This is a genomic window from Thermoflavimicrobium dichotomicum (assembly GCF_900114055.1).
GTDB lineage: Bacteria > Bacillota > Bacilli > Thermoactinomycetales > Thermoactinomycetaceae > Thermoflavimicrobium > Thermoflavimicrobium dichotomicum.
The window spans coordinates 18,279-44,114 of sequence record NZ_FORR01000014.1; the positions used below are offsets into that span (position 1 = coordinate 18,279).

Annotated in this window: 24 protein-coding genes; 2 read left to right on the forward strand and 22 right to left on the reverse strand. The window is 44.3% G+C overall.

The features are described 5' to 3' along the window. Nucleotides 1-269 precede the first annotated feature (269 nt). The 6 genes from recG to BMZ78_RS13155 form a co-directional block, all read right to left on the reverse strand. A complete protein-coding gene (gene recG / locus BMZ78_RS13130; RefSeq protein WP_093230970.1) occupies nucleotides 270-2,330 on the reverse strand; it encodes an ATP-dependent DNA helicase RecG in 2,061 nt (686 codons plus the stop codon). Next, on the reverse strand, nucleotides 2,330-3,220 hold the full coding sequence (gene sdaAA, locus BMZ78_RS13135; RefSeq protein ID WP_093230898.1) for an L-serine ammonia-lyase, iron-sulfur-dependent, subunit alpha: 891 nt from the start codon (nucleotides 3,218-3,220) through the stop codon (nucleotides 2,330-2,332). The genes recG and sdaAA overlap by 1 nt, the downstream gene beginning before the upstream one ends. Nucleotides 3,221-3,290: 70 nt before the next feature. Beyond that, complete coding sequence (gene sdaAB / locus BMZ78_RS13140) at nucleotides 3,291-3,947, reverse strand: L-serine ammonia-lyase, iron-sulfur-dependent subunit beta (protein WP_093230899.1); 657 nt, start codon at nucleotides 3,945-3,947, stop codon at nucleotides 3,291-3,293. Nucleotides 3,948-4,046: 99 nt separating this feature from the next. Continuing rightward, a complete protein-coding gene (locus BMZ78_RS13145) occupies nucleotides 4,047-4,916 on the reverse strand; it encodes a DegV family protein (protein WP_093230900.1) in 870 nt (289 codons plus the stop codon). Nucleotides 4,917-4,980: 64 nt separating this feature from the next. Beyond that, nucleotides 4,981-6,678, reverse strand: coding sequence for a DAK2 domain-containing protein (locus BMZ78_RS13150; RefSeq protein WP_341849642.1), 1,698 nt, complete (start codon nucleotides 6,676-6,678; stop codon nucleotides 4,981-4,983). Between the two features lie 11 nt (nucleotides 6,679-6,689). Next, on the reverse strand, nucleotides 6,690-7,055 hold the full coding sequence (locus BMZ78_RS13155) for an Asp23/Gls24 family envelope stress response protein (RefSeq protein ID WP_093230901.1): 366 nt from the start codon (nucleotides 7,053-7,055) through the stop codon (nucleotides 6,690-6,692). 412 nt (nucleotides 7,056-7,467) lie between these two features. Here BMZ78_RS13155 and BMZ78_RS19390 point away from each other — a divergent pair, with 412 nt between their 5' ends. Further along, nucleotides 7,468-7,599, forward strand: a complete 132-nt coding sequence (locus tag BMZ78_RS19390; RefSeq protein WP_281244572.1) for a hypothetical protein — start codon at nucleotides 7,468-7,470, stop codon at nucleotides 7,597-7,599. Continuing rightward, nucleotides 7,600-7,788, forward strand: coding sequence for a 50S ribosomal protein L28 (gene rpmB, locus BMZ78_RS13160; protein WP_093230902.1), 189 nt, complete (start codon nucleotides 7,600-7,602; stop codon nucleotides 7,786-7,788). 157 nt (nucleotides 7,789-7,945) lie between these two features. On the opposite strand, the gene spoVM is transcribed toward rpmB, so the two are convergent. The 16 genes from spoVM to coaBC all read right to left on the reverse strand — a co-directional run bounded on the left by spoVM (nucleotide 7,946) and on the right by coaBC (nucleotide 25,831). After that, nucleotides 7,946-8,029, reverse strand: coding sequence for a stage V sporulation protein SpoVM (gene spoVM, locus BMZ78_RS13165; RefSeq protein WP_139203327.1), 84 nt, complete (start codon nucleotides 8,027-8,029; stop codon nucleotides 7,946-7,948). Nucleotides 8,030-8,167: 138 nt separating this feature from the next. Then, nucleotides 8,168-8,806, reverse strand: a complete 639-nt coding sequence (locus tag BMZ78_RS13170) for a thiamine diphosphokinase (RefSeq protein WP_175482470.1) — start codon at nucleotides 8,804-8,806, stop codon at nucleotides 8,168-8,170. Between the two features lie 10 nt (nucleotides 8,807-8,816). Then, the gene (gene thiT, locus BMZ78_RS13175) at nucleotides 8,817-9,368 is read right to left on the reverse strand and encodes an energy-coupled thiamine transporter ThiT (RefSeq protein WP_093230905.1); all 552 of its coding nucleotides are present in this window, start codon (nucleotides 9,366-9,368) and stop codon (nucleotides 8,817-8,819) included. 21 nt (nucleotides 9,369-9,389) lie between these two features. After that, the gene (gene rpe / locus BMZ78_RS13180; protein WP_093230906.1) at nucleotides 9,390-10,043 is read right to left on the reverse strand and encodes a ribulose-phosphate 3-epimerase; all 654 of its coding nucleotides are present in this window, start codon (nucleotides 10,041-10,043) and stop codon (nucleotides 9,390-9,392) included. A 4-nt stretch (nucleotides 10,044-10,047) separates the two neighbouring features. Continuing rightward, nucleotides 10,048-10,935, reverse strand: a complete 888-nt coding sequence (rsgA, locus tag BMZ78_RS13185) for a ribosome small subunit-dependent GTPase A (protein WP_093230907.1) — start codon at nucleotides 10,933-10,935, stop codon at nucleotides 10,048-10,050. Between the two features lie 43 nt (nucleotides 10,936-10,978). Continuing rightward, nucleotides 10,979-12,751, reverse strand: coding sequence for a Stk1 family PASTA domain-containing Ser/Thr kinase (pknB, locus tag BMZ78_RS13190; RefSeq protein ID WP_245739858.1), 1,773 nt, complete (start codon nucleotides 12,749-12,751; stop codon nucleotides 10,979-10,981). Between the two features lie 38 nt (nucleotides 12,752-12,789). After that, on the reverse strand, nucleotides 12,790-13,548 hold the full coding sequence (locus BMZ78_RS13195) for a Stp1/IreP family PP2C-type Ser/Thr phosphatase (RefSeq protein ID WP_093230909.1): 759 nt from the start codon (nucleotides 13,546-13,548) through the stop codon (nucleotides 12,790-12,792). Nucleotides 13,549-13,839: 291 nt separating this feature from the next. Beyond that, nucleotides 13,840-14,886, reverse strand: a complete 1,047-nt coding sequence (rlmN, locus tag BMZ78_RS13200; RefSeq protein WP_093230910.1) for a dual-specificity RNA methyltransferase RlmN — start codon at nucleotides 14,884-14,886, stop codon at nucleotides 13,840-13,842. A gap of 159 nt (nucleotides 14,887-15,045) precedes the next feature. Next, on the reverse strand, nucleotides 15,046-16,176 hold the full coding sequence (locus BMZ78_RS13205) for a Ger(x)C family spore germination protein (protein WP_175482471.1): 1,131 nt from the start codon (nucleotides 16,174-16,176) through the stop codon (nucleotides 15,046-15,048). After that, a complete protein-coding gene (locus BMZ78_RS13210; protein ID WP_175482472.1) occupies nucleotides 16,151-17,359 on the reverse strand; it encodes a GerAB/ArcD/ProY family transporter in 1,209 nt (402 codons plus the stop codon). Before BMZ78_RS13210 ends, BMZ78_RS13205 begins: the two co-directional genes overlap by 26 nt. A 146-nt stretch (nucleotides 17,360-17,505) precedes the next feature. Then, nucleotides 17,506-19,125 (reverse strand): spore germination protein, encoded by a 1,620-nt coding sequence (locus tag BMZ78_RS13215; RefSeq protein ID WP_093230913.1) that lies wholly within the window; start codon nucleotides 19,123-19,125, stop codon nucleotides 17,506-17,508. Between the two features lie 151 nt (nucleotides 19,126-19,276). Then, on the reverse strand, nucleotides 19,277-20,641 hold the full coding sequence (rsmB, locus tag BMZ78_RS13220) for a 16S rRNA (cytosine(967)-C(5))-methyltransferase RsmB (RefSeq protein WP_093230914.1): 1,365 nt from the start codon (nucleotides 20,639-20,641) through the stop codon (nucleotides 19,277-19,279). Continuing rightward, complete coding sequence (gene fmt, locus BMZ78_RS13225) at nucleotides 20,641-21,579, reverse strand: methionyl-tRNA formyltransferase (RefSeq protein ID WP_175482473.1); 939 nt, start codon at nucleotides 21,577-21,579, stop codon at nucleotides 20,641-20,643. Before fmt ends, rsmB begins: the two co-directional genes overlap by 1 nt. Then, nucleotides 21,576-22,052, reverse strand: coding sequence for a peptide deformylase (gene def / locus BMZ78_RS13230; RefSeq protein WP_093230915.1), 477 nt, complete (start codon nucleotides 22,050-22,052; stop codon nucleotides 21,576-21,578). The genes fmt and def overlap by 4 nt, the downstream gene beginning before the upstream one ends. A gap of 97 nt (nucleotides 22,053-22,149) precedes the next feature. Next, entirely contained in the window at nucleotides 22,150-24,642 is a 2,493-nt protein-coding gene (priA, locus tag BMZ78_RS13235; protein ID WP_093230916.1) for a primosomal protein N', read from the reverse strand. Next, nucleotides 24,632-25,831: a bifunctional phosphopantothenoylcysteine decarboxylase/phosphopantothenate--cysteine ligase CoaBC gene (gene coaBC / locus BMZ78_RS13240; protein ID WP_093230917.1), complete on the reverse strand. Its 1,200-nt coding sequence runs from the start codon at nucleotides 25,829-25,831 to the stop codon at nucleotides 24,632-24,634. The genes priA and coaBC overlap by 11 nt, the downstream gene beginning before the upstream one ends. Nucleotides 25,832-25,836 lie beyond the last annotated feature (5 nt).

Consider the following 25,836-nt stretch of genomic DNA (forward strand, 5'->3'; position numbering starts at 1 on the left):
AATATTTAGCAAAATCTCGTTGAACAGGAGACACCTATCATGCAGATTGCAGATGGTTATAACTTTTCATAGAAGTCTCAACGTATAACTATTTACGTCTATTGCTTAAAACAAGAAAAAGTCGTTCAACTGGAAAAGGATTAAGGCTTATCAATAACCTCTAAATCCACTTCTTCACATTTTTTCTCCTCTTATTGTTAGTAAACCTCCGTTTCATGCTAACTAAAAAAGTTTCATAAAGAAAAAACCTGATCCTACTGATCAGGCATTCAGTCAAAGTTTAATGACTCCAGTTTTTCTTTTTGCAACCATTCATAGAGCACTCGATAGTCTTCATTTTGCGGAAAATCTTTTTGTAACACAATACGGGCTGCATCTTGCCTGGCCACTTCCAGAATACGACCATCTTCATTCAGATCAGCCACTTTAAAATCAGGCAGGCCACTTTGCTTAACGCCGAGAAAATCTCCAGGGCCCCGCAATTCCAGATCACGTTTGGAAATTTCAAAGCCATCGGTAGTCTCTGTCATGATGCGCATGCGTTCCACTCCGGATTCTGATTTGGGATCAGCCACCAAAATACAGGTTGCTGCTCCACCGCCACGTCCGACCCGGCCACGAAGCTGGTGCAATTGTGCCAATCCAAAACGATCGGCATCATAAATGACCATCACCGTTGCATTTGGAACATTCACTCCGACTTCCACTACAGTCGTCGAGATTAACACCTGTACCTCATTGGCACTAAAAGCGTTCATGACTTCTTCTTTCTCCACCGAATTCATTCGGCCATGGAGCAATCCTACCCGAATGGGAGCCAGCTCAACGGTCAACTGTTCATACACTTCCTGGGCATTTTGTAAGTCAAGCTTTTCTGACTCTTCAATAAGCGGACAAATCACATATGCCTGACGGCCTTTTTGGCATTCTTTCTCTATGAACTTGATAATACGTGGCCATACCTCTTTTTTAACCCAATAGGTATCGACAGGCTGTCGCCCAGCTGGCATTTCATCGATCGTGGAAACATCCATTTCACCAAACACCGTGATGGCCAATGTACGAGGGATCGGTGTTGCTGTCATAAAGAGAACGTCTGGCGAGATGCCTTTTTCACGCAGTGCTGCACGTTGCTTCACACCAAAACGATGCTGTTCATCGGTAATCACCAAGCCGAGCCGCCTGAAAACAACCGGCTCCTGAATCAAGGCATGGGTCCCTACCACAATGTCCGCCAACCCCATCTCGATTTCCGCCAAAGCTTCCCGTCGCTCTTTGGCAGTCATTTTTCCCGTCAAGCAAATCACACGCACATCATAAGGAGATAACAGCTTACGCAACGATTCCGTATGCTGATCAGCCAGAATCTCGGTGGGAACCATCAAAGCCCCCTGGTAGCCACTTAAATAATTGGCATATAAAGCAATGGCGGCGACAACGGTTTTTCCTGAACCAACATCTCCCTGAACCAAGCGGTTCATCTGAACCGGCTGTTTCATATCTTGTAAAATTTCGCTTACGACCCGTTGTTGCGCCCCTGTCAAGGGAAAAGCCAGCCCGGCAATAAATTGGTCCACCTTTTGCTGATCAAACGTATGCACAATCCCTTCCGTCTCGGTTCGGTGCATTCTCTTCAGCCACATGAGCTTGCATTCATAAAGAAACAGTTCTTCATAGGCAATCCGCCGTCTGGCTTGATAGCTTTCTCTTTGCCCTTTGGGGAAATGCAAATAATACATCGCCTTGGCCCGAGGCAACAGTTTGTATCTTTGCAGTAATTCTTCCGGCAAATTTTCAGGAATATGTTTGCCATAGTCTACAAATGCCTGATAGACCAGCTTGCGCAGCCAGCTCATCTTGATTCCGTTCGTTACCGAATAAACGGGCTCCAAACGGCCCACCAGCTTTTTTTGCTCCTCTTCACTGATGACCGTACGATCCGCAGTGATCTGCAGACGATGGCGATCCCATTTCCCTGAAACCAGAATCGTTTTCCCAGGTTGAATCATTTTTTTTAAATAAGCCTGATTAAACCAGATCACACTGATAAAAACGCCATCGACATCCAGCTTGATATGCATGCGTGATTTATTTTTCCCAAACCACCTCATGCTGGGTTGGGTAAAGACACGTCCTTGAACCGTAACACGCTCCTCATGCTGTGCTTCAGCGAGATCCGTTAACCGATAATCTTCATAACGATACGGATAATATGACAAGAGATCAGCAATCGAGTGAATCCCCAATCCTTCAAGCTCTTTCTTCCTTTGCTCCCCCACACCCGGTAAAACATCGATTGAAATTTCTTCCAATCTCATTTCTTTTGGCATCATTTCTTTACATCATTACCAAAGATTTGTCTTTCCAGTGCACGACCGGTTGGGGTAGCAGCTAGCCCACCCAAAGCTGTCTCTCTTAGTGCAGCCGGCATCGATTGACCGATTTTGTACATCGCTTCAATCACTTCATCCGTCGGAATGACACTTTTGACACCCGCCATGGCCATATCTGCCGCCACCATCGCAATTGCCGCTCCCATGGCATTTCTTTTTACACAAGGAGCTTCCACAAGTCCTGCAACCGGATCACATACCAATCCCAACATATTTTTCAGTGCAATCGCAACGGCTTCTGCCGATTGAGAGGGTGTGCCTCCAGCCATTTCCACGACAGCAGCTGCAGCCATCGCTGTAGCAGAGCCTACTTCTGCCTGACATCCACCTGCGGCACCGGAAATGCATGCATTATTGGCAATGCAAAATCCAATCGCCCCTGCTACAAACAAAGCACGAACCATTGTTTCCCGATCTGATTTGAGTTTTTCAGCTGCCGTAAAGATGGTTCCAGGCAGAATACCACAAGCACCCGCAGTCGGTGTTGCCACGATGGTTCCCATGGCTGCGTTGACTTCCGATACAGCTGTCGCTTTTGATACCGCATCCAAAACGGTTTCTCCTGAAAGCAGAACCGGAGATGTTTGTTTGTATTGCTGGATCTTTTTGGCATCTCCACCGGTTAATCCGCTGCGTGAATGGATATCTTCCGTCAATCCCCGCTGGATTGCCTGTTCCATCACTTCCAGGTTCCGTTCCATTTCAGCAAAAATCTCTTCACGTGGACGATTCATCAGCTCGACTTCTTGCTGGATCATGACTTCCGAGATCTTTAAGCCGTCTGTTTCGGCAATTTCCACTAACTCAGCGACATTACGAAACTTCATCCTCATCGTTTCCTTTCCAAAGAAAACCGCCGTTCGTTAATGATGGACGGCGGCTTTCCTATCTTGAGTCTTAAAGAACGGTTACATTTAATATGCCCGGTAACTGTCTGATTTCTTCTTGTACATCTGCCTCTACGGATTGATCAGTCTCAATCGACATCAATGCTTGTGACCCTTTTGATTTACGGGCCACCTGCATATATGCGATATTAATTTCATGTTTCGCTAATACAGTGGCGACACGTGCTACAGCACCGAACTGGTCTTGATGTAAAACCAGCAGGATGGGATCATTTCCCGTCAATTTCAATCCAAAGCCGTTCAATTCAATAATTTCCATCTTGCCGCCACCAATGGAAACACCTACGATTTCCACATTCCCTTTTTCATCTTCGAGATACAGGCGGGCAGTGTTTGGATGCTCAGTCAAGTCGTCAGACTCCTGGAAAATGACTTCCATGCCCTGTTCTCTCGCAATGTCCAAGGATTGAACCATTCGTTTATCAAAAGTATCAAAATCAAGCAAACCGCCAACCAAAGCGACATCGGTTCCATGACCGCGATACGTCTTGGCAAAAGAACCATATAAAGTAATGACCGCTTTCTTTGGTTGACGACCAAAAATTTTGCGGGCAGTCCGACCAATGCGTGCCGCCCCTGCTGTATGTGAACTGGAAGGACCAATCATAATTGGACCAATAATGTCAAACACAGTACGATATTTCATCAGAATAGCCCCCTTGAAATCAATGCAAGAGGCAGAAGGAAATAAGAAGATCAATAAGTTCTCAAATCAAACATAGCATACTTGATCATTCAAACGCAATCAACCATTTTCATGAAGTGGAACCAAGGTAATGGCAATGGTTTTAGGACCAGCATGTGTACCCACTACAGGTCCAATCGAGGTAATGACTTTTTCTTTTACATCATACATTTCCTCAACTCTTTGGAACAGTTTTTCGCCTTCTTCCAAATAGTCAGCATGCATCATGGCAGCTGAAACCGCTGTTCCTGGAGCAATTTTCTTCTGCATCAATTCAAAGAAACGGGAAATGGCCTTATTTTTCCCCCGTACCTTATCAATGGGGCAAACCTCACCCTCATCGCTAATGGATAAAATCGGTTTGATGTTCAGCAAGGAACCAACAAGTGCCGAAGCTTTTCCAATCCGACCGCCTTTTTGCAAAAATTCAAGGGTATCCACCAGGACAAACAGTTCTTGCTCTTTACGATATCTCTCTGCGATGGCTTTACATTCTTCCAATGATTTTCCTTCTTTTGCAGCACGTGCAGCGGCAACGACAGAAATTCCCAAGGCATAGGAAACGGACTTGGAATCCATGACTTCAACTTCGATTCCTTCTTCTGCTACCATCTCTTTCGCAAGCATTGCCGATTGATAGGTACCACTCAGCAATGAAGAAAGATGGATGGACAAAATCTGCTTGGCGCCCTGTTTTGCCGCTTCACGAAAAGCTTCACAGAAAGCATGTGGCGAGGGTTGGGATGTCGTAGGCAATTCTTTTGCCTGCTTCAGCTTTTGATAAAACTCGTCCGCATGGAGGGTGACTCCATCCAAAAAACTTTCTCCATCAATATGCACCTTTAAAGGAACAACGCCAATATTAAGCTCTTCCCGTAAATTCGCTGGAATATCTGACGTACTGTCTGTAAGAATTTTCACCTGTGACATATTTCATTCCTGCTGCAGCGAGATCAAAACAGCAGAAAACCCTCCTTTTATCAATATCATGGTCTTACTCTACAGAAAAGAGGAAATAATACAAAGGTTGTCCCCCATCATGCCATTCCAGTTCCGCATCAGGAAAATCGTTTTCCAGCCGTTTTTGGAGATCGGTTAATTGTGCTTCCTCCACATCTTGTCCATAGATCACTGTGACAATATCCGCTTCATCTGCTTTCATTCTTTTGAGCAGTTCACAGGCAGTATCCAACATATCTTTTCCTACTACTTCAATTTTCCCCTCATGAATCCCCAAAAAGTCTCCAGCTTGAATCTCAATCCCATTCATTTTGGAATTACGAACCGCATAGGTCAGTTCGCCTGAACGAACTTCTTGATAACGTTCAATCATATTTTGCTTATTTTCTGCTGGATTTTGTGAGGCGTCAAAAGCCAGGAGCGCTGCCAATCCTTGGGGAATGGTGCGTGTAGGAATCACAGATACCTCTTGGTCAACGACTTTGCTCACTTGTTCTGCTGTCAAAATAATATTTTTGTTGTTAGGCAAGATAAAAATATGTTCAGCTGCAATTTGTTCAACGGCTTTTACCAAGTCTTCCGTACTTGGATTCATCGTTTGGCCACCTTCAATGACCACATCCACGCCCATACTACGGAAAATATTTGCCAATCCCTCACCAGCAGCTACAGCCACAAAGCCATAAGGCTTTTTCTCCTCCGGTTCTTCAACCGTTGGCTCAACCAATGTTGGCTGATGATGGGCTTTTCCTTCTGTAACATTGGCATATTGTTCACGCATATTATCGATTTTGATGCCGGTGAGGTCACCAAATTTCATCGCATAATTAAGTGCATTTCCAGGATATTCTGCATGAATATGTACTTTAACCAATTCGTCATCGGCAACAACCAGGAGAGAATCACCAAATTGTGTCATTGCTTGCCGGAAAGCCTGTTCTTCAAATACTTCGGTTTTACGGCGATCCGTTTTTAGCTGGATAATAAACTCGGTACAGTAACCATATTCAATTTGCGAAGGATCAATTTTGGACTGTGCATTATGTTCATGTGCAACTTCTGCCAGCGATTCACGATTTTGATGAAGTTCGGTGAATTCCTCAACATTGATTTCTCCCCTTAAAGCCTGGAGCATCCCTTCATACACATAGATCAGCCCCTGTCCTCCCGCATCAACCACTCCTGCCTGCTTGAGTACAGGAAGCAGATCAGGTGTCCGTGCAAGGGACTGACGGGCTTCTGTCAGGATCATATCCAAAATATCCGCTGGGTTCTCCGCATACCATGAACGTCTCATCCCTGCCTCAGCAGCTTCTCTTGCCACTGTTAAAATGGTTCCTTCTACCGGCTTGATCACCGCTTTGTAAGCCGTTTCTACGCCCCGTTGGAAGGCATCGGCCAATTGAACGGCATTAATTGATTCTTTATTGGCTACGGCTTTGGCAAATCCGCGAAACAATTGTGATAAAATCACACCAGAATTTCCACGTGCTCCCATCAAAAGACCTTTTGATAACGCTTCCGCTAACTTCCCCACTGTACCTGCAGAAGCATGCTTCTCCATCTCGCGCACACCGGAAGATAACGTCAAATTCATATTGGTTCCGGTATCACCATCTGGAACCGGAAATACATTGAGCGCATTCACATTTTCTACATGCCGATTCAAGTTTTGCGCTCCTGCCTGCATCATTTGCAAAAAAAGTGTTGCATTGATTTGTTGCTGTGTCACCGTGCTCCTCCTTACTCTTCACTCAGCAAGCGAACACCTTGAACATAGATGTTCACCTGACTCACTTCAAGTCCAAGCATTTGCTCAAGTGTATAACGAATTTTTGCTTGTACATTATGTGCCACCTCAGAAATTTTCACACCAAAGCCAACAATAATATAAAGATCAATCATATATTCGCCATTTACCTGTCTGACTTCGATTCCCTTGCTCAGGTTCTCTCTTCCAAGCAGCTCAGTAATCCCGTCTTTTAACTGATTGCGCGACGCCATTCCAACGAGTCCATAGCAATCGATCGCCGCAATCCCAGCAATGTTAGCAATGACAGAGTCTGATACTTCAATAGGTCCCAGGGAAGTATTTACTTCTAAGCTCATAGTGATCTCGTTGCAATGTTCCTTATTCATCGTGTCCGCGTTTGCTGGTTTGCTACTTGCGTTTGGTCTGACACTCCTAAGGTGTGACTCCGTACAGACCAAAAGGGAATATTTCCTTTTGATCAATTGCAACGTTCTCCTCCCTTGCTGATAATTTTCCTTGCGCGACCAACTACGCAAAAAAACGTCTATATTAGACATAGATGAGGTTCGGCCTTTTCACTAGCACAATTGTACAATAACGTTTCCAATATGGAAAGAGACCACTCTTTTCATCTTACAATATTTGTTCGCTTCATGTATACTTTTCCCGAAATCTCACCGCTTTTTTCCGTTCAACTTGATAAAAAAACAAAAGATATGCTACAATGTCTTGGTGTTATATGTTATTGGCACGTGATGGGGATAGACGTTGAGTGCAGTCAGTCTGACAGAGACGAGTGCAGAAAAATCCCAGATGAAACTTCATAAAAAATACTTTCAATTGGAAAGGAGGAAATCTGCTACGAAACCGATTGGTGTTTCTGGTAGCAGGTGGACGTAAATGGCACGTCGTTGCTTTATTACTGGAAAAAAAGGTTCAACCGGAAACAAAGTGAGCCACTCCAACCGTAAATCCAAAAGAAAATGGGGCGTAAACGTACAAAAAGTACGTATCCTTGTTGATGGAAAACCAAAACGTGTATATGTAAGCACCAAAGCTTTGAAATCCGGTAAAGTTACCCGTGTATAATCGGAATCATTTATAAATGAGTGCAAACCTAGTATCGTCCGCCAGGGATACTAGGTTTTATTTTTCAACATAAATACAATCGGTTTCCCGACCAGCCCTTTATACACGTAACGGCTATGGTGACACGAGAAACCGATTTGTCCGAACCAATCCTGTATTAATCCTTCTTGGAAAACATGTTTAAAAATACCTTCACAACTCCACCCAAAAATTTCGGAAGTTTAATGGTATAAAAACGCACTCCTCTCCCTCCTATCTCGTCAAGACATCATCTCATTTATTTATATTCTATAGATTTCAATATGTCCCTAGAACAGGAGATCCACGGAGAGAAAGTACGATCCATTCAAATCAGATATCACTTCACCAGTCCCAAAGATTATGCGTCACTGCTTTCCACCAGTAAACATTTTCCCTGCCGAATTTGAATACAAGCCACATCTTCTTTTATTTCATTGCTGATCCCTAAAGTTTGCCCTCTAATGAGCACCCCTTCATGTAAAGGATACAGCATCCCGTGGGTCGTAATCCCCTCGACCTGTTTACTGACCGGAATGAGCGATACATAGGTATAACCTTCTTTTTTCAGGCTCACTTCCGCTGGGCCCGCAAGCAAACGAAGGCGATTGTGCCGATGAACCATGATGGCTTTTACCCCTTGTTCATCGATCCATTCCAAAAGACCGATATTCGCCAGTGCATGATCGATGCGAGCACCACCGAGTGCGCCAAAAATGAAAATCTCCATTGGCTTTCTTTTGATTGCTTCTTGAATCGCATAATGCAGATCGGTCATCGCTTTTTCTACAGGCAGATGAATCAGGGGAATTCCCTTTTCCTGAATCCACTTAAGACGTTCATCCCCTGTTGTATCAAAATCCCCAACAGCCAAATGCGGTTGAATCCCAGATTCCAACAAACGAAGCGTTCCTGCGTCTGCTGAGATCACCCAATCAAACTCATGGTCCACTCTCCGAAAATCATCCAAATCAAAATCGCCGCCACCGACCACTGCCACTCTCATCATCTTATTGGCGATGTACCAGTTGTGGAGCCGTATAAATAAGGATAAGGGTAATAATAAATGCAATGATCATGTTTGGGATCATATAGGCGGCGTTATAGATCAGAGAATAGAGATAAGGACTTTGGCCTTTTGGGGCCATACTCGCAAAGAAAATGATTCCTGAAAGAAAGTGAGCCAATGTACGTGATAATCCCGCCATCAAAATGCCAAAGCCACTCCGTAACATTTTCGCATTACGAGGCTGACTTTCTTTTAGCAACACCCAACCAGCGACTCCTAACACCCCATAAGCAACCGGATAATCCAAAATCGCCTGGACCGGATGCACCACATACCCTTCGGTGATTAACTGTAAAACACCTGTAATAACCCCACAGGCGATCCCCGGCCACATTCCCCTTCTCAAGGCTACCATGACAATGGGGACCATCGACAAGGTGACCGAACCGCCATAAGGTGCCTGATAAATGGTCATTTTGTCAAACACGACTGCAATCGCGGCCATAATGGCAACTTCAATGAGAGTGACCAGCTTTTTCGATGCCTGATTCATTGTCTCTCCCCTCTCACTCTTCTATTCACAGGATGAACGAATGGCCGACAACGCTTGCCTGCGATCGCTTGCGCCAAAGATAGCGGATCCGGCTACCAATACATTTGCCCCTGCTTTGACTGCATCTTTGGCTGTCTCCTTATTAATTCCCCCATCCACTTCAATATCAACCTTCAAATCATTTTCGTTTACAATCTGACGAACCTGACTGATTTTAGAAAGTACGTTCGAAATAAACTTTTGACCCCCAAATCCTGGATTGACAGTCATAAGCAAAACAAGATCCACATCTGGCAGGATGGGCTCAATCATGGCAACAGGCGTCGCCGGGTTAATCACTACACCTGCTTTGACTCCCTGCTCTTTAATATGATAAATCGTCCTGTGCAAATGTGAACAAGCTTCCTGATGAACCGATATGTAATCGGCACCTGCTTTGGCAAACTGAGAGATATAACGATCCGGCTGTTCAATCATCAAATGAACATCCAGGGGTAATGATGTATGCGGACGGATCGCTTCGACAATGAGTGGCCCCAATGTAATGTTGGGGACAAAATGTCCATCCATCACATCCACATGAATCCAATCGGCTCCTGCTTGTTCCACTTCTTGAATCTCATCTTTCAATCTGGCAAAATCGGCTGATAAAATCGATGGAGCAATCTTGACCATCCTTTTAGTACCTCCTTTTCTGCTCTTTCATCTCCTGTAAAAACTGCAGATAATGTTGGTAACGCTCCGCATTCATTTTTCCGCTTTCAACCGCTTCCCGAACAGCGCAATCGGGTTCATTGACATGCAAACAGCCTCGAAAACGGCATGAAATGGATTTCTTGCTAATTTCTGGAAAACAGGCTCCCAACTCTTCGATTTCCATTCCCTGAAAAGAAAGCTGACTAAAGCCAGGTGTATCCGCTACTTGACCACCTTGCGGCAATAATAACAATTCCACTTGTCGGGTGGTATGGCGCCCCCGTCCAATCTTACGACTTACTTCCCCCGTTTGCAACTTCAGATCCGGAAGGAGCTGATTCAGTAGCGAAGATTTACCTACACCAGACTGTCCTGCAAAAACCGACACTTTATCCTTTAAATACGCTTGCAGTAGTTCAATACCATGCCCTGTGCGTACACTCGTAATCACAACCGGATATCCTGCCTCTTCATAGACGGTACATATCTTTTCCACTTCGTTTTCATCCGTGACCAGGTCATGTTTGGTCAGACAGATGACAATATCCAAACCTTCTTTCTCAGCCTGCACCAAAAAACGATCCAATGGCATCTGTTGAAAATCGGGTTCTTTGAGTGAGCAGACCACAATCGCCTGATCGACATTGGCAATCGGAGGTCGGAGCAGTTCTGTCTGCCTGGGAAGTACGGCTTTGACGACTCCTTCTCTCTCACTGATCTTCTCCACTTCCACCCAATCACCCACCAACGGTTTCACTTTCTTCTTTTCAAATTTAAAAACACCACGGGCCCGACACTCAAGTTCTTCCCCCTCTTTGGTCCGTACATAATAAAAACCACTAATCGCTTTAAAAATTTGCCCTTGCGGCATCAAACAACCTCCTTGTACAAATTTGGCTCCTCTTCATTATGTATTATACCGATGAAGAAATAAAATCTGCAGACCCACGGAGCCATGGATCTGCAGAAGCAACAAGTTGCGGTATGCGATTGAGATTGTATGCCGAATTCGATGGTGGCTTCTTTTTACAAATTCCGTTGCCAGGCTCAACCCAGACTTCTACTGTCCCGCCTTTTTGTATATACTCGCCAGGGGCAGGATCTTGTGCATAAGCCTGCCCTGTTTTTGCTTTCCCATTGCTGGCACAATAAATAATTCTGATATCATAACCGTTTCCTTTTTTCGGGATCGGTCTGGTTGCACTTTGTTCAAAATGCCCACGATAATCTCCAACTTTGACTCCATCAATATTGACAAAGATGGTGACGGTTGAACCCTTTTTCACTTTTTCCCCGATAGCCGGATCAGTTTTTAACACGCTATCCGGCTTCACTTCATCGGATTTTTTCATGCGGGATTTCACTTTAAGACCCAGCTTTTCCAATTCGGCTTTGGCTTCATCTTTTTCCATCCCTTTCACATCCGGAATGGTCACCATATCACCGGACAGATTCTGGGATGAACCATCAGATGAGGAGTTATTCTTATCGCCCATCCATCCCCATATTTTGGTAAAGCCATAGAAAGCCAGGAAAATGATGACAGCAAATGTAAAAAGGCCGAATAAAAGTTTTTGCCACCAGGTCAATTTTTCCTGGATATAAACCATTGTTTTCTGGAAGATGGTTTTGTTTTGGTCTGCTGAAATGCCTTTTAACTGATTTTCCAGTTTCCTTTGTGTATGTTCGCCAACGGTATTCTGACTGTGTTTTCTCCGTGTATCATTGTTGTTGGTACGTATTTCCGGTCGTTGCACAGGTGAATCATCCCGTTGGGTAAAAGAAGGCGTTGAATCATCACCAGTAAGCGGGATCGTCTCAAACACATTTTCAATTCGCGGACCAAAACCTGTAGCCGGACGCGAGGTTCCCAGCTGCAAGGCATACTCCAGATCCTGCTTCATGGCACGTACGGATGTATACCGCATATTTGGGTCTTTTTGCATGGCCCGTAAAATAATCGTTGCCATATGATCGGGAATATTGGGATTCAGTTTGCGAGGATCCACAGGATCTTCCTGCAAATGTTTAATCGCAATGCTAACCGCAGAATCTCCATCAAATGGCAACTCACCTGTCAGCATTTCATATAATACAATTCCCAAAGAATAAATATCCGATTTTTCCCCAATTTGTCCGCCACGTGCTTGTTCTGGCGAGAAATAATGCACCGATCCCATCACAGAACCTTGCTGGGTGATTGTCGATGAGCTGGCTGCACGTGCGATTCCAAAGTCAGTCACTTTCGCTTGCCCATGTCGGTTTAGCAAAATGTTATGCGGCTTGATATCTCGATGGATAATCTGGTTTTCATGCGCATGTGCCAGTCCATCACAAATTTGAATCGCAATCCGTGCTGCTTCATCTACCGGCAAAGGTCCTTGGTCCAAAATGTATTGCTTTAATGTCGGTCCTTCTACCAATTCCATGACTATGTAATGGATATAGCCATCTCTTCCAACATCATATACATTGACAACATTCGGATGAGATAGACTGGCCGCTGCTTGTGCCTCTCGACTAAATCGTCGAATAAATTCCGAATCATTGCTAAGGGACTCGCTTAATATCTTGATCGCAACATATCGATTCAGCTTTAAATCTCTCGCTTTATAGACGATGGCCATTCCTCCACCGCCTATGCGGCTAATTACTTCATAGCGTCCCCCTAGCTTTCTCCCTTCCATTTGCATGATAATCTCGTTCCTCCTCAGCCCCGATGTGGTTAAGCCATCTGTATTGTTTCGTTTCCTGTATGGCGAATCAGAAACAGGGAAATATTATCTTTTCCTCCAGCATCCAACGCCAATTGAATCAGCTTATCTGCTTTCTCATCGAGCGTCATCATCGTATCGCTCAACGTTTCCCCAATATCACGTTCGCTGACCATGGAAGTCAAACCATCTGAACATAAAAGAATAATATCATTTTTCGACCATGGAATATCAATTAAATCAACTTCTACTACTTTATTGGTCCCAACCGCTCTTACAAGCATATTGCGCTGGGGATGCGTACGGGCTTCTTCTTCCGTAATCTGTCCATGTTCTTTTAAAATATTGACATAAGTATGATCCACCGTTAATTGAATCAGTTTGTCTTTATGCAAAATATATGCACGGCTATCCCCGACATGCGCAAACACCACTTCATCGATATCAAAAATCGCTGCCAGGACTGTAGTTCCCATTCCTTTATATTGGGTATTTTGATTCGCTAATTTATAGACTACATCATTTGCTGTTCCTACAGCCAGCAATAATTGATCTTTTTTCTCTTCGGTTCCAATATCCAATTGAACATTCCCCAAATAATTCAAGACCTCTTCAACCGCTTTTTGACTGGCAACATCACCGGCTTGATGTCCGCCCATTCCATCTGCAAGAACAGCTATGATTTTCCCGCATTTTGCCTGTAAGAGACCGGTACTGTCTTCATTGAGATCACGCACTAGGCCAATATTTGTACGCCGTGCTATCTCCATTCCGGCTACCCCTTTCCCTTTCTGTGTGGTCCCCAACTAACTGATTTTAAATAGGAATGATAGCAATTAAATTATGCAATAAAATAACAAAGAATTGTAGATAAACATTCTTAAAATAAGAGTAAAACTGAAAGTCACTGACAAAATCCGAGAATTTACAAACACAGAGGTTCCTTTTCCAGTTGGGCGACTTTTGCTCAGGCTTGATTGAGCAGGAGCACAACAAAAAAGGAACCCCACTGTAAAAGAAGGATTTGTCATCCACTTGGTTTTCTCCACGAAGTTTCTTACTTACGTTTGGATCAACTGACTGTGTTTGGCACGTAATTGTCCACATGCTGCATCAATATCATGGCCATGTTCTCTGCGAATCGTTGTATTGACTTGATAGGACTCCAGGATCCGTTTGAATTTGAAAATCTGCTTGCGTGGTGTACGGGTATAATTCCGTTCTGGTACATAGTTGACAGGAATCAAATTTACCAAACAGTTCATTCCCTGCAGTAATTTACCCAGTTCATGCGCATGCTCATCCTGATCATTTTTCCCACCGATGAGCGCGTATTCAAAAGTAAGTCTACGTCCTGTCTTTTCAAGATAGTACCAGCAAGCATCCAAAAGCTCAGCTAAAGGATACCGGCGATTGATCGGCATAAGACTCGAACGCAAATCCTGATTGGGCGCATGCAAAGAAATGGCTAATCCCACTTGCCAATTTTCATCAGCAAACCGATAGATATTGGGCACCACACCACTTGTTGATACCGTAATGTGACGCTGGCCAATATGCAATCCACTGGAATCATTAATGATACGAATAAAGTGCATTGTCGCATCGTAGTTTTCAAATGGCTCACCTGATCCCATCACAACAACCGACCGAACCCGTTCATTGGTGGAATCCAAATGCTTTTGAGCCATCACCACCTGGGCAACAATTTCTCCAGCCGTGAGGTTACGCTTTAGCCCTCCTAACGTTGAGGCACAAAAAGTGCAACCGATCCGGCATCCCACTTGTGTCGTCACACAAACACTAATCCCATATTGATGCCGCATGATCACCGTTTCAATGGCATGGCCATCAGTCAGTCCGAACAAAAATTTTACGGTTCCATCTTGTGATTTTTGTATTGTAATCACTTTGAGTGGATGTAGCTCAAATGAGTCAGCCAGCTGATTACGTAATGTTTTCGGCAAATTACTCATTTCTTCAAACGAATCAACCCGCTTGAGATAAAGCCAATCCATCACTTGCTTCGCTCTCCATGCAGGCTGACCCTGGTCTGTCATCCAATTTTTCCATTGATCATGATTGTAGTCATAGGCAAATGTTTTCATCATTTTCACACCAACAAATAATAGAGATTTGTTCTTGAAAAACTTTTCTTATTATATCAAGCCTGGTAATGAAAGAAAAGAGAATCGAACTAAAGTTCATAGTAATTTATGAATAATTTTTTAAATATTAGAAAGTGGAAAGCTACGTTTCGTACTTTTTTATTGGGATTCAATTCCAATCTGTTTGACCATTACCTTGTAATTGACTTGAATCGGTATGCTGGGAAAAGTATGATGCCAGTCTATACGTTTCCATAACTCTGGCCTGAAAGCTCGTACCCAATCACCAAAATGAAAAATGTCCAGTTTCCACTCCTTTTGTGCACGATCCATTAAATGTTTGGCTTTCTTTTCATAAGCCGCTTCCAGCTGTTTTTCGATTGCGTTAAAGGCTTTCTTTTGGTCAAAGCCAAGAGCGCATCCTTTTTCAATAATCTCTCCTCGAATCTCTATGTTTGCCCTGACCTGTGGTTGATCTGTAACTGTTATCGTTCTTTTTACATCATGGGGCATAAAAACAATTTCCTCTTTCCGATCCGGGCAAGTCGTTGTAATAATCCGTCCCTTTTTCTGCTCACGAAGATGAAGCAATACACTTAGCTCCGCCTTATCTTCCAGAGTTCCCACCATCTTGTCTTTCTTGAATATCGCTACTCCAAGCCACTCGTACTTGTCTTTTTCGGCACGAATATAATTAACGATGGGTGCTTGCCGGGCAGGACTGGAAAGTTCAACGAATAACTTGCCCAGATAGAAATTGGGGATCTCTTCCCCTTCGACTCCTGTTTCCAGCAGATCCTTAATATAGTTTGTCGGTACTTGTTCGAGATTGGTTTGTACTTTTACCGCATCTTTCGCTTTTCCTTTGATGACGACCGGCCAGAGTTGACGGCGCACTTCTGGATTTCTTCGCAAAAAATCGATAAACGGACCAATTCCCCTTTTCGCCTGGCCTTCACCAATAAGAACAATCTGCGTATTTCCCAAATAAATCGATTCGGTTGTCTTCTCATTCAACATGTTGATAACGTATCCCAAATTTCCTCCGCTTGAGGAAAAAACTTCGACTGCACTTCCTTCTCCTCCTCCTCCCCCTCCTCCGCCACCTCCAATAATTTTGGTAGGAATGGGAACGATGGCGGTTACTTCATATCCTTTTTTATCCGGATCAATAGCCAGTGATGTCACCGACATCCTTTCTTCTATTTCTCTTCGATCCCAGCATCCTGTTATCAGCAAGCTGAACATCAGAATCCAAACCAGACTACGGAGAAGATAAAGATGACGCATGGCGAGAATCTCCCTTTCTTCTGCGAAATAGAGCAACGACATACAGGAAAAGAATGGCCCCCACAACCACCAAATTCATGATTCCTACATAATACATCCAATCATTCAGCTCCTGAACATGTTTTGGTAACATCACCAGCGCATAGACAATCGGAACAAACAACCATGCAATCCATTTTCTCCCCGGGTGTGACTCCGAATGATAAAGCTGGCTGATCATCTGTACCAGAAATAAATACATGTTGGCTACATTGACGAACACATTTGTAACCCAAATGGCAATAACCCCTGATTCAAACCGTTCCAAGACGAAAAGAGGCGACTTGTATTCCTTAACCATCTCCAACAAAGGCCACTGAAGTTTCGTGATCTCATATTGTCCAAATAAACTGAGTGAAGCGACAAAGGCCACGACATAAACAATGGTAACAAGTAAAATCAATAGGGTATGAACACGCATCGCTTTTTTAGTATTTTGGTAATAACCTGCAAAAAGGATACAAATTTCATATCCAGTGAATGAAAAGCCTGTCGTTAACATTCCTTTCCAAATCTGCTCTGGATTCGATTGGAAAAGGGGTAGCAAGTTAGTCACTTCTCCATATTTGATTGCCACCAGGATAATCAAAATGAAAGTGATAAAAGTAATGGGAAAAACAAATTCATTCACTTTGGCCAACAGATAAGGTTTCATCGTGGCAGCCACGAGCGTAGCAAGAATGAGAACAATCACTATCGCTTCAACCGGTGTATGTAGAAAGACAGCGCCTGCCAATGTCTCCCCGAACAAACGGATCACACTTGCCATCGTAAACAGGTAATAGATGCCAAAGAGCAGAAAAAAAGGGATACTCATGATTTTTCCCATCTTTTTATCCCGGGAACTGCCTAAAATTTCCGGGACAAACCGAACAAATGTTTGACCTGGAAAAAGTTGCAAAAGCCGGGTAATGAAGAACAGCAAAATCCAAACGATCAGGCCTGAAAACATAATGACCCATATTCCATCTGATCCTACTTCTTTGGAAAGAGTTCGAGGCAAAGAAAACAGGCCGATCCCCACGATCGTCAGATATAAAGTACACAGAATCTGGTAGGGTGTTAGCGTGTTTGATTGATTAGTCGCTGGTTTCTTCTCCATTTTTTTTCGTTCCTTTATCCAATAATTCTTGATCGATTCCATGAGACTATCCTGAAAATATGGATACATTTCTCCCGCACTTCGGGATGGGTTCCTTTATGACTGTGATGGGACAGAAGTCGTCACTCCGTAAGGAGCCCATCCCTCCCTCCGCTTTATAGAAAACTAAATTCACACTCCAAAATGTTTTATGAAGAGGATTGACCTTCTTCATTTGGTTTGGATTCTGACTCTCCATCTTTTTTCGCCTGTCTTCGTTCATCTTCGGGATGGAAGAAGGATGGTCTTTTATTCATCCACTTCCAGGGAACCCGGATCAATGTATCCTTGAAATCAGAACGATTAAGCGGAGCATACGGTGCCATATAGGGAACACCAAATGAACGCAATTGAACCAAATGAATCAATAAAAGCATCAGCCCCAGCATGATTCCATACAATCCAAAAATCGCAGCCAAAATCATGAGCGGGAAACGGATCAGCCTGACAGAAATCGCTGCATTATAATTGGGATTGGCATAAGAGCTGATCGTTGTCAATCCAACGACAATGACCATGGCCGGCGATACAAGCCCCGCTCTTACTGCCGCATCTCCGATGACCAGTGCTCCGACAATTCCAATCGTAGGTCCAACGGGTCCAGGTAGACGAATGCTCGCTTCACGCAACACCTCTACACTCATCTCCATCATCAAGGCTTCGATAATCGAAGGAAAAGGAACCGTCGCTCTTCCGGCTGCCATCGCCAATTGCAGTTTGGATGGAATCATCTCTGGATGAAAAGAGACGAATGCGATATACAGAGCAGGCAAAGCAAGTGCCACAAAAAAACTGATAATCCGAACAAACCGTAAAAAAGTGGCAATATGAAAACGCTCATAGTAATCTTCCGGGCTATAGTAAAACTGGGTAAAAACAGCGGGGGCAATCAGCGCATGCGGCGTGCCATCCACTAAAATGGCAACTTTTCCTTCCAGCAAATGCGCAACAACCGCATCAGGCCTTTCCGTATTTTGTAACTGGGGAAAGGGAGACCATGTCTGATCCTGAATAAATTCTTCAATATATCCTGTTTCCAAGATGCCATCAATCTGAATACGTTTCAGGCGATTTTCCACTTCTTCTACAATTTTGGGTTCAACAATCCCATCTACATATAAAAGAGAAACGATGGTCTTGGTTCGTTTTCCAATTGTATGCATCTTTACACGCAGATCCGGATCTTTTAAACGACGCCGAATCATACCCAAACTGAATAATAAAGTTTCGCTCATTCCTTCACGTGGGCCACGTACAACCGACTCCGCTCTCGGTTCACTAATTCCACGTGTTTGCCATCCTCTGGTACCAATAATCATGGTTTTGGCATACCCATCGATAAACAGTACGGTATCACCACAAAGAATGGCGTCTATTGCTTTTTTCATCTCTTCTTCTACTTTGGTTTCTCCAGCCTGAACCAAGCTTTGATAAGCCATGTCCCAGATATCCCGCCCTTTTTTATGAGGGATTTCACTAAACTTCATCAAAGGGCGCAACACATAATTATGATTAATTTCTTTGGCAACCAGTTCATCCAGGTAAATGATGGCTGCCTGGACATCCGGATCATATTGAATCATAAACTGACGTGTGACCAAATCTCCCGAATTTCCTAATAAAGTTTGAATGAAGTTTATATTCTCTTCCAGGTCAGGATAAATTTCTTGTTTACCTACTTTTTCTTCCAGTTTTTGTTCATATTGTTCTTCTAACCGTTTGTTCTGTTTCTGTTTGGACCGATTAAAACGAATAGATCGATTTTTCATTGACATCACCACAGGCTTAATTTCTCCCCAAAATAAGAAAAAAATACAAAGGAATTCCAACTGCAATCATGCACATAAAAAAAGCATTTGCCGAATATGGCAAATGCTCAGCTTGTTGATAATGTTTCCGTTATGTCAACATCCTCTGATCCTAAGCTTGCTTGATCAATCTCGCAATGAAAAAACCGTCACTTTCAAAATGATGAGGAAAAATCTGCACCCAACCTTCGCCTGTCATTGATTTTTGTTGAACGACAGGAGGTAAGTAATCAGGCAAATGACGATCCGGAATAAAATCAGGATGCGCTTGTAAAAATTGCTCGACTTGCTCTTGATTTTCTCGAGGTTCAATGGTACAGGTACTATACAGCAGCACACCGCCTGTGCGGAGAAGTTTTGCTACCGATTCCAGTAGCTCTTTTTGCAATTGGACAAGCGAATCGATCTCTTCGGCTTCTTTACTCCATTTAATATCAGGCTTTCGCCGTATAACCCCTAACCCCGAACACGGTGCATCTAGCAAAATCGCATCAAAGTATCCTTGCTTGTCTGGTTCCTCCGCTAATTTTCTCACATCAATTTGTCTGGTCTCAATCATTTGAATGCCTAACCGGTTTACATTCGAACGAATTAATTCCATTTTATGCGGGTGAATATCACAAGCCAATACCGAGCCATCATTATCCATTAACTCAGCCAAATGTGTCGATTTCCCACCAGGGGCCGCACATGCATCCAAAATGCGCATACCCGGTTTGGGAGCCAAAGCCCGTGCAACCAACATTGAACTTTCGTCCTGGATGGTACACAAACCTTGAGCAAATAGGGAGCTGTGAGCAGGATTTCCACCTCGTTCGATAATGACTCCATCTGGTGAAAGATCAGAAGGGACAACTTCTCCCGCTTCTTTTTCCCTCCATAAGGCCATGAAACGATCCCGATCGATTTTCAAGCGGTTGACCCGCACCGAAACCCTGGCGGGTCGAAGATTGGCTTGCATCATCGCTATTGCCGTTTCCAATCCGTATACCTGTACCCAACGCTTCACCAGCCATTCGGGATGGGAATAAGCCAGTGCAAGTTCTTTCGTGGAATCAGTTGACGCCGGAAACGTCCATTTTTCTTTTTCTCTCAGGTAACGACGCAAAACACCATTGACCAGATTAGCGATTCCTTGATGTCCGCGCTTTTTTGCCAGGTGAACGGTTTCATTCACGGCAGCCCGTTCAGGAATCCGATCCAAATACATGAGCTGATACAGTCCCAGCCGTAATGCCTGTCTAACCCATGGCTTTAATGCAGACAGTCCCTTTTTCACCAATTGATTCAAAATCCAGTCCAGTGTATTTAACCGTTGGATACAACCATATACCAATTCCGTTACCAATCGTTTATCTCGTGCATCCAATCCGCTTTTTTGCAATGCCTGGTTCAATAACAAGTTACTGTAAGATTGATTCTGTTCATATTGTAATAGGATATCCAGTGCCCATTCCCGGGCTGGCTTTCGTCTCATCAATCATCACCCAACCGTTCTCCCACCTGCATCTGACGTCCACGGACAAACTCCTCTACTTTCATCCGACGTTTTCCTGCTGGTTGCACTTCCTTTAGAATCAGTGTTCCTTTTCCAGCCGCCACGTAGATCCCTGTCTCTTCGACCCGAATGACTGTTCCTGGCAAAGCATTGGCTTCTTGATCAGAAGCTTCAGCCCACCAGATTTTCATCGGTTTTTCTTTCCATAACGTAAAAGCCACTGGCCATGGATGCAAGCCACGTACTTGGTTGGCGAGCTGCTCTGCTGTCCGTGTCCAATCCAACTTTTCATCTTCCCGCCGAATATTTGGGGCAAAGGTAGCCTGACTTTCATCCTGTGGAATCGGCTGGATCTCACCACGAATCAATTTGGGCAACACTTCCTTTAACAATTCTGCACCAACCCGACTCAATTTATCATGCATTGTTCCCACATGATCTTCGGGTGTAATGGGCACTTCTCGCTGTGCAATGATATCTCCGGCATCCAGCTTCTCGACCATATACATAATCGTCACGCCTGTTACCTTTTCTCCATCCATAATCGCTTTATGTATGGGGGCTCCACCACGATATTTCGGCAACAGCGAGGCATGCACGTTAATACAACCCAAGCGTGGTGCATCCAAAATCTCTTTTGGCAAGATTTGTCCAAATGCCGCTGTCACGATCAGATCCGGTTTCAAATCGATGATTTTTTGCATTTCGTCTGGGTTCCGAAGACGTTCCGGCTGATAGACAGGAATCTGATACTTTTCCGCTACTACCTTGACAGGTGGAGGGGCCAGTTCTTTTTTTCGTCCTTTCGGGCGATCCGGCTGGGTGACTACAGCGATCACATCATATTGTTCAGCCATTAACATCTCTAAAGAAGGCACCGCAAAATCTGGGGTGCCCATAAACACAATTCGAATCACGCCTCTTCCTCCTCTTCCTCTCTACGGTATACCCGTTCTGCGATGTCAATAAATAAAATGCCATTCAGATGGTCCACTTCATGTTGAAATGCCCGAGCCAAATATCCTTCTGCTTCTACCTCCATCGGGTTGCCGTAGCGATCCTGTCCAACCACTTTAATCTTGTTCGCTCGGCGAACTTCACCAACAAGTCCCGGAATACTCAAGCATCCTTCTGGTGGTGAAATCTGTTCTCCTGATTTTTCCACAATTTCCGGGTTTACCATCTCAATCAAACCATCCCCAATATCGACAACAATCACTCTTTTTAAAATACCTACCTGTGGTGCTGCCAATCCCACTCCTTGCGCATCGTACATCGTTTCTGCCATATCATCGAGCAATTTGTGCAGGCGAGCATGAAATTTTGTCACCGGTTTTGCTTTTTCTTTTAAAATTGGATCAGGATATTGTACAATTTTACGAATCGCCATATTCAATCACTCCTTATTTTTGAAAACCTATTTCTATATTTATTACGCCGATGATGGAAGGATCGTATCTTTTTGATCTTCCAGCTTCATTTTTATTCTAAATCAGGCTCTGACTGGTTTCTAACAGATCGGAATATCCTACAGGAAAATTCATGATTTCCCGATCCATACTAATGACTAATTCTCTATCATCAAACATGTTTTCGATTTGATGCAAAATATGCTTTAATCTGACCAATACTTTTGGATCCGTTTGACATTTGATCAACATCTGCAAACGGTAACGATCTTTCAATTTCGCAATGGGTGGTGGAACAGGTCCCAAGAGGTGACAGTCAGCTGGAGCCTTGTTGCGAATAAACTGAGCCATCTGTTGCCCATATTTCATGAGATGGATCCGATCGACGTGACTGATCATGATTGTAAACAAACTGCAAAAAGGCGGATATACATGCCGCTTGCGAATAAGCAATTCTTGCCGATAAAACATTTCTGTTTGGTAAGTGGCAGCTAAATGTATACTATAATGATCAGGGCTATAGGTTTGAATAATCACCTTTCCTGGCTGTTCGTGCCGCCCAGCTCGACCTCCCACCTGCATCAAAAGCTGAAACGTCCGCTCTGCAGCTCGGAAATCAGGCAGGTGAAGCATGGTATCAGCGGCAATCACCCCTACCAATGTCACTTTGGGAAAGTCCAATCCCTTGGCAATCATTTGTGTCCCAAGTAATACATGTGCTTTGCCATCACGAAATTGTGCCAATAACCGTTCATGCGCCCCTTTTCGACTCGTTGTATCCACATCCATGCGGATCACTTTGATATCAGGAAATTGGCGAAGCAATTCTGCTTCCACCCGCTGTGTTCCAGTACCAAAGTGACGAATATGTTTGCTTTGGCAATTCGGGCAGGTTTGTGGCAACCTTTCGGCATATCCGCAATAATGACAGCGAACTGTCTGATTGGTTTGATGATAGGTTAACGTAATATCACAATGAGGACAGATCAGCGTTTCCCCGCACGAGCGACACATCACAAAAGTGGCAAAGCCTCTCCGGTTTAAAAAAAGAACCGCTTGCTCACCACGCTCGATACACTCTTTGAGCGATCGGGCGAGTAACTGACTGAACATGGAGCGATTACCTTTTCTTAGCTCTTCACGCATATCCACGACTTGTACCTCAGGAAAAGGGCGGCCGTGTACACGTTCAGTAAGTTGAATCCATTCATATTCACCCGTACGAGCTTTGAAATAACTTTCGACAGCAGGAGTAGCCGATCCCAATACCAACGTGGCTCCATGTGCTTGTGCCCGCCACTTGGCAATATCCCTTGCATGGTATTTTGGATTTTCTTCCTGTTTATATGAGGTTTCATGTTCTTCATCGATAATGATTAACCCCAAATTTTGAAAGGGAGCGAAAATGGCCGAACGTGCCCCAATCGCAATCTGCACTTCACCCTGACGGATTTTGCGCCACTCATCATAACGTTCGCCGTTTGATAGCCGACTATGAAGCACAGCTACCTGTTTGCCAAATCGTCCTTTAAAACGCTGCACCATCTGAGGGGTGAGCGAAATCTCCGGAACAAGAACAATCGCCTCTCGCTTCTGCCGCAGCACTTCTTCGATTGCCTGTAAATAAATTTCTGTTTTTCCGCTTCCTGTCACTCCATGTAGTAAAATCGTATGGGCACGCTTCTCATGAATGGGTCTTACGATCGCTTGAAAGGCACGCTGTTGTTCCTTCGTCAGGGGGAGAGGTTCTGTTTTGCCAAAGGTACGATCTCCATATGGATCACGGTATTGCTCTCGCTCTTCCCAACAAAGCCAGCCTTGTTCCACCAATCGTTTCACTGTAGACCGGGTTGTGCGTATATGAGTCAATAATTTGGACAGTTCCACTTCACCTGGATGATCCAGAAAATATTGCAGGATTTCTCTTTGTCGCACAGCTCGAGGTGACAGCGTTTGTAAACCGGAACGCAACTGATCAGCATCTGCCGCCCAAACCCATGTTACCTTTTGTTTCGTTACACGATCCCCGATGCGCTCCTCCACCAAAATGCGTTCTTCTTCGATCAGTTTTTTCAGTAGCGAGCGACTCATGCCTGGGATCTTGTTCACTTCTTCCCAAGTACATTCACCACGCTTCTCCAAAAGCGAATACAGCTGCTGTTCAGGGTCACTCAATAAAGAAAAAAGAGGTTCCCTGGATTCAGGATGCAGTTTAACCATTTTTTGATAGGTTCCCTTTAGCACAGCGGGTACCATCGACTGTAAAGCGGTAATGGTATGGCATAAATACTCCTCCGCCATCACCTGTCCCAGTTGAACCAGTTCAGGGGTAAGGGGTGGTGCCATATCCATCACATCGATTATGGATTTGAGTCGCATGGAGGAAGAAGCCGTCTTGATTCCGATACAATATCCGATGACCTTACGATGCCCAAATGGAACCAGGACACGACTTCCTACTTGCACATCATCCTGAAGTTCCGGTGGGATTCTGTAATCAAAAGGACGATCGGTATTATTGGCAGGTACATCCACAATCACTTCGGCTATCCGTACCATTTCATTTGCCATGTAATCGATCCCCGATCAGAGAGATTAATTCTTTCGCTAACATCTTTTTTAACATTTTCGGGAAGGTTTTCACTCTCCCGTTCCGATCATACACGGTGACGATATTGGTATCTGTGCCAAATCCAGCTCCCGGAACGGAAACATTATTCGCAACAATCAAATCCATTCCCTTTCGCTCCAGTTTCGCCCGTGCATAGGTTTCTACTTCTTCCGTTTCTGCCGCAAATCCTACAAACAATTGGTGTGGAGCTTTTCTTTTCCCAACTTCCTGAGCAATATCTGCTGTTTTTTCCAAAACGACGGTCAATTCGTCCTGGCTCTTTTTCAACTTTTGATCAAACACCTGCTTTGGGCGGTAGTCAGCCACAGCCGCCGCTTTAATAATCACATCCATTTCAGGGAGAACATCTAGAACCGCTTGCAGCATTTCTTCTGCCCGTACGACATCAATTCGCCGTACACGTGGCGGAGTGGGAAGAGAAACCGGTCCACTGATCAATGTGACATCGGCTCCTGCCAAAGCAGCTGCTTCTGCCAATGCAAATCCCATTTTTCCTGAAGAATGATTGGAAAAGAAGCGTACCGGATCCAGCGGTTCAACGGTAGGCCCAGCCGTAATCAATACCTTTTTTCCAGCCAAACAGGACTGTCCATCAAAGAAACGCTCAACCCATGCAACTATTTCCTCTGGTTCTGCCAGTCTTCCCCGTCCCACATAACCACAAGCCAATTGGCCTTCCGCCGGTTCAATGAAATGCATCCCCAATTGACGCAACCGTTTGATATTTTCCTGAACGATCGGATTGTCATACATATGCACATTCATCGCTGGGCATATCACTACGGGAGCCGTTGTGGCAAGCAACGTGGTGGTTAACATGTCATCGCCAATGCCATGGGCAATCTTGCCAATGACATTTGCCGTAGCGGGCGCAATAATGAATAAATCCGCATGATCTGCCAAATCAATATGTTGCACAACGGCAGGATCTTTCTCATCAAATGTATCCACCGCTACTGGGTTGCGCGATAAGGTTTGCAAGGTAAGTGGTGTGATAAACTGTGTAGCGGAAGCAGTCATGATGACACGCACATCCACACCACGTTGGGTCAGCTGACTCACAATGGATGCGGCTTTAAATGCAGCAATGCCACCCGATATCCCAATGACAATTCGTTTCCCATGCATATAGA

Excerpts from the sequence above, each read along its gene's own strand:
- BMZ78_RS13145 (WP_093230900.1), bottom strand. The coding sequence starts at position 4,916 with ATGTCACAGGTGAAAATTCTTACAGACAGTACGTCAGATATTCCAGCG.
- BMZ78_RS13215 (WP_093230913.1), bottom strand. The coding sequence starts at position 19,125 with ATGAAAAATCGATCTATTCGTTTTAATCGGTCCAAACAGAAACAGAAC.
- priA (WP_093230916.1), bottom strand. The coding sequence starts at position 24,642 with ATGGCAAATGAAATGGTACGGATAGCCGAAGTGATTGTGGATGTACCT.
- recG (WP_093230970.1), bottom strand. The coding sequence starts at position 2,330 with ATGCCAAAAGAAATGAGATTGGAAGAAATTTCAATCGATGTTTTACCG.
- BMZ78_RS13155 (WP_093230901.1), bottom strand. The coding sequence starts at position 7,055 with ATGAGCTTAGAAGTAAATACTTCCCTGGGACCTATTGAAGTATCAGAC.
- rpe (WP_093230906.1), bottom strand. The coding sequence starts at position 10,043 with ATGGTCAAGATTGCTCCATCGATTTTATCAGCCGATTTTGCCAGATTG.
- def (WP_093230915.1), bottom strand. The coding sequence starts at position 22,052 with ATGGCGATTCGTAAAATTGTACAATATCCTGATCCAATTTTAAAAGAA.
- rlmN (WP_093230910.1), bottom strand. The coding sequence starts at position 14,886 with ATGAAAACATTTGCCTATGACTACAATCATGATCAATGGAAAAATTGG.
- rsmB (WP_093230914.1), bottom strand. The coding sequence starts at position 20,641 with ATGAGACGAAAGCCAGCCCGGGAATGGGCACTGGATATCCTATTACAA.
- sdaAA (WP_093230898.1), bottom strand. The coding sequence starts at position 3,220 with ATGAAGTTTCGTAATGTCGCTGAGTTAGTGGAAATTGCCGAAACAGAC.
- rpmB (WP_093230902.1), top strand. The coding sequence starts at position 7,600 with ATGGCACGTCGTTGCTTTATTACTGGAAAAAAAGGTTCAACCGGAAAC.
- pknB (WP_245739858.1), bottom strand. The coding sequence starts at position 12,751 with ATGGAAGGGAGAAAGCTAGGGGGACGCTATGAAGTAATTAGCCGCATA.
- coaBC (WP_093230917.1), bottom strand. The coding sequence starts at position 25,831 with ATGCATGGGAAACGAATTGTCATTGGGATATCGGGTGGCATTGCTGCA.
- sdaAB (WP_093230899.1), bottom strand. The coding sequence starts at position 3,947 with ATGAAATATCGTACTGTGTTTGACATTATTGGTCCAATTATGATTGGT.
- BMZ78_RS13205 (WP_175482471.1), bottom strand. The coding sequence starts at position 16,176 with ATGCGTCATCTTTATCTTCTCCGTAGTCTGGTTTGGATTCTGATGTTC.
- rsgA (WP_093230907.1), bottom strand. The coding sequence starts at position 10,935 with ATGCCGCAAGGGCAAATTTTTAAAGCGATTAGTGGTTTTTATTATGTA.
- BMZ78_RS13210 (WP_175482472.1), bottom strand. The coding sequence starts at position 17,359 with ATGGAATCGATCAAGAATTATTGGATAAAGGAACGAAAAAAAATGGAG.
- thiT (WP_093230905.1), bottom strand. The coding sequence starts at position 9,368 with ATGAATCAGGCATCGAAAAAGCTGGTCACTCTCATTGAAGTTGCCATT.
- BMZ78_RS13195 (WP_093230909.1), bottom strand. The coding sequence starts at position 13,548 with ATGGAGATAGCACGGCGTACAAATATTGGCCTAGTGCGTGATCTCAAT.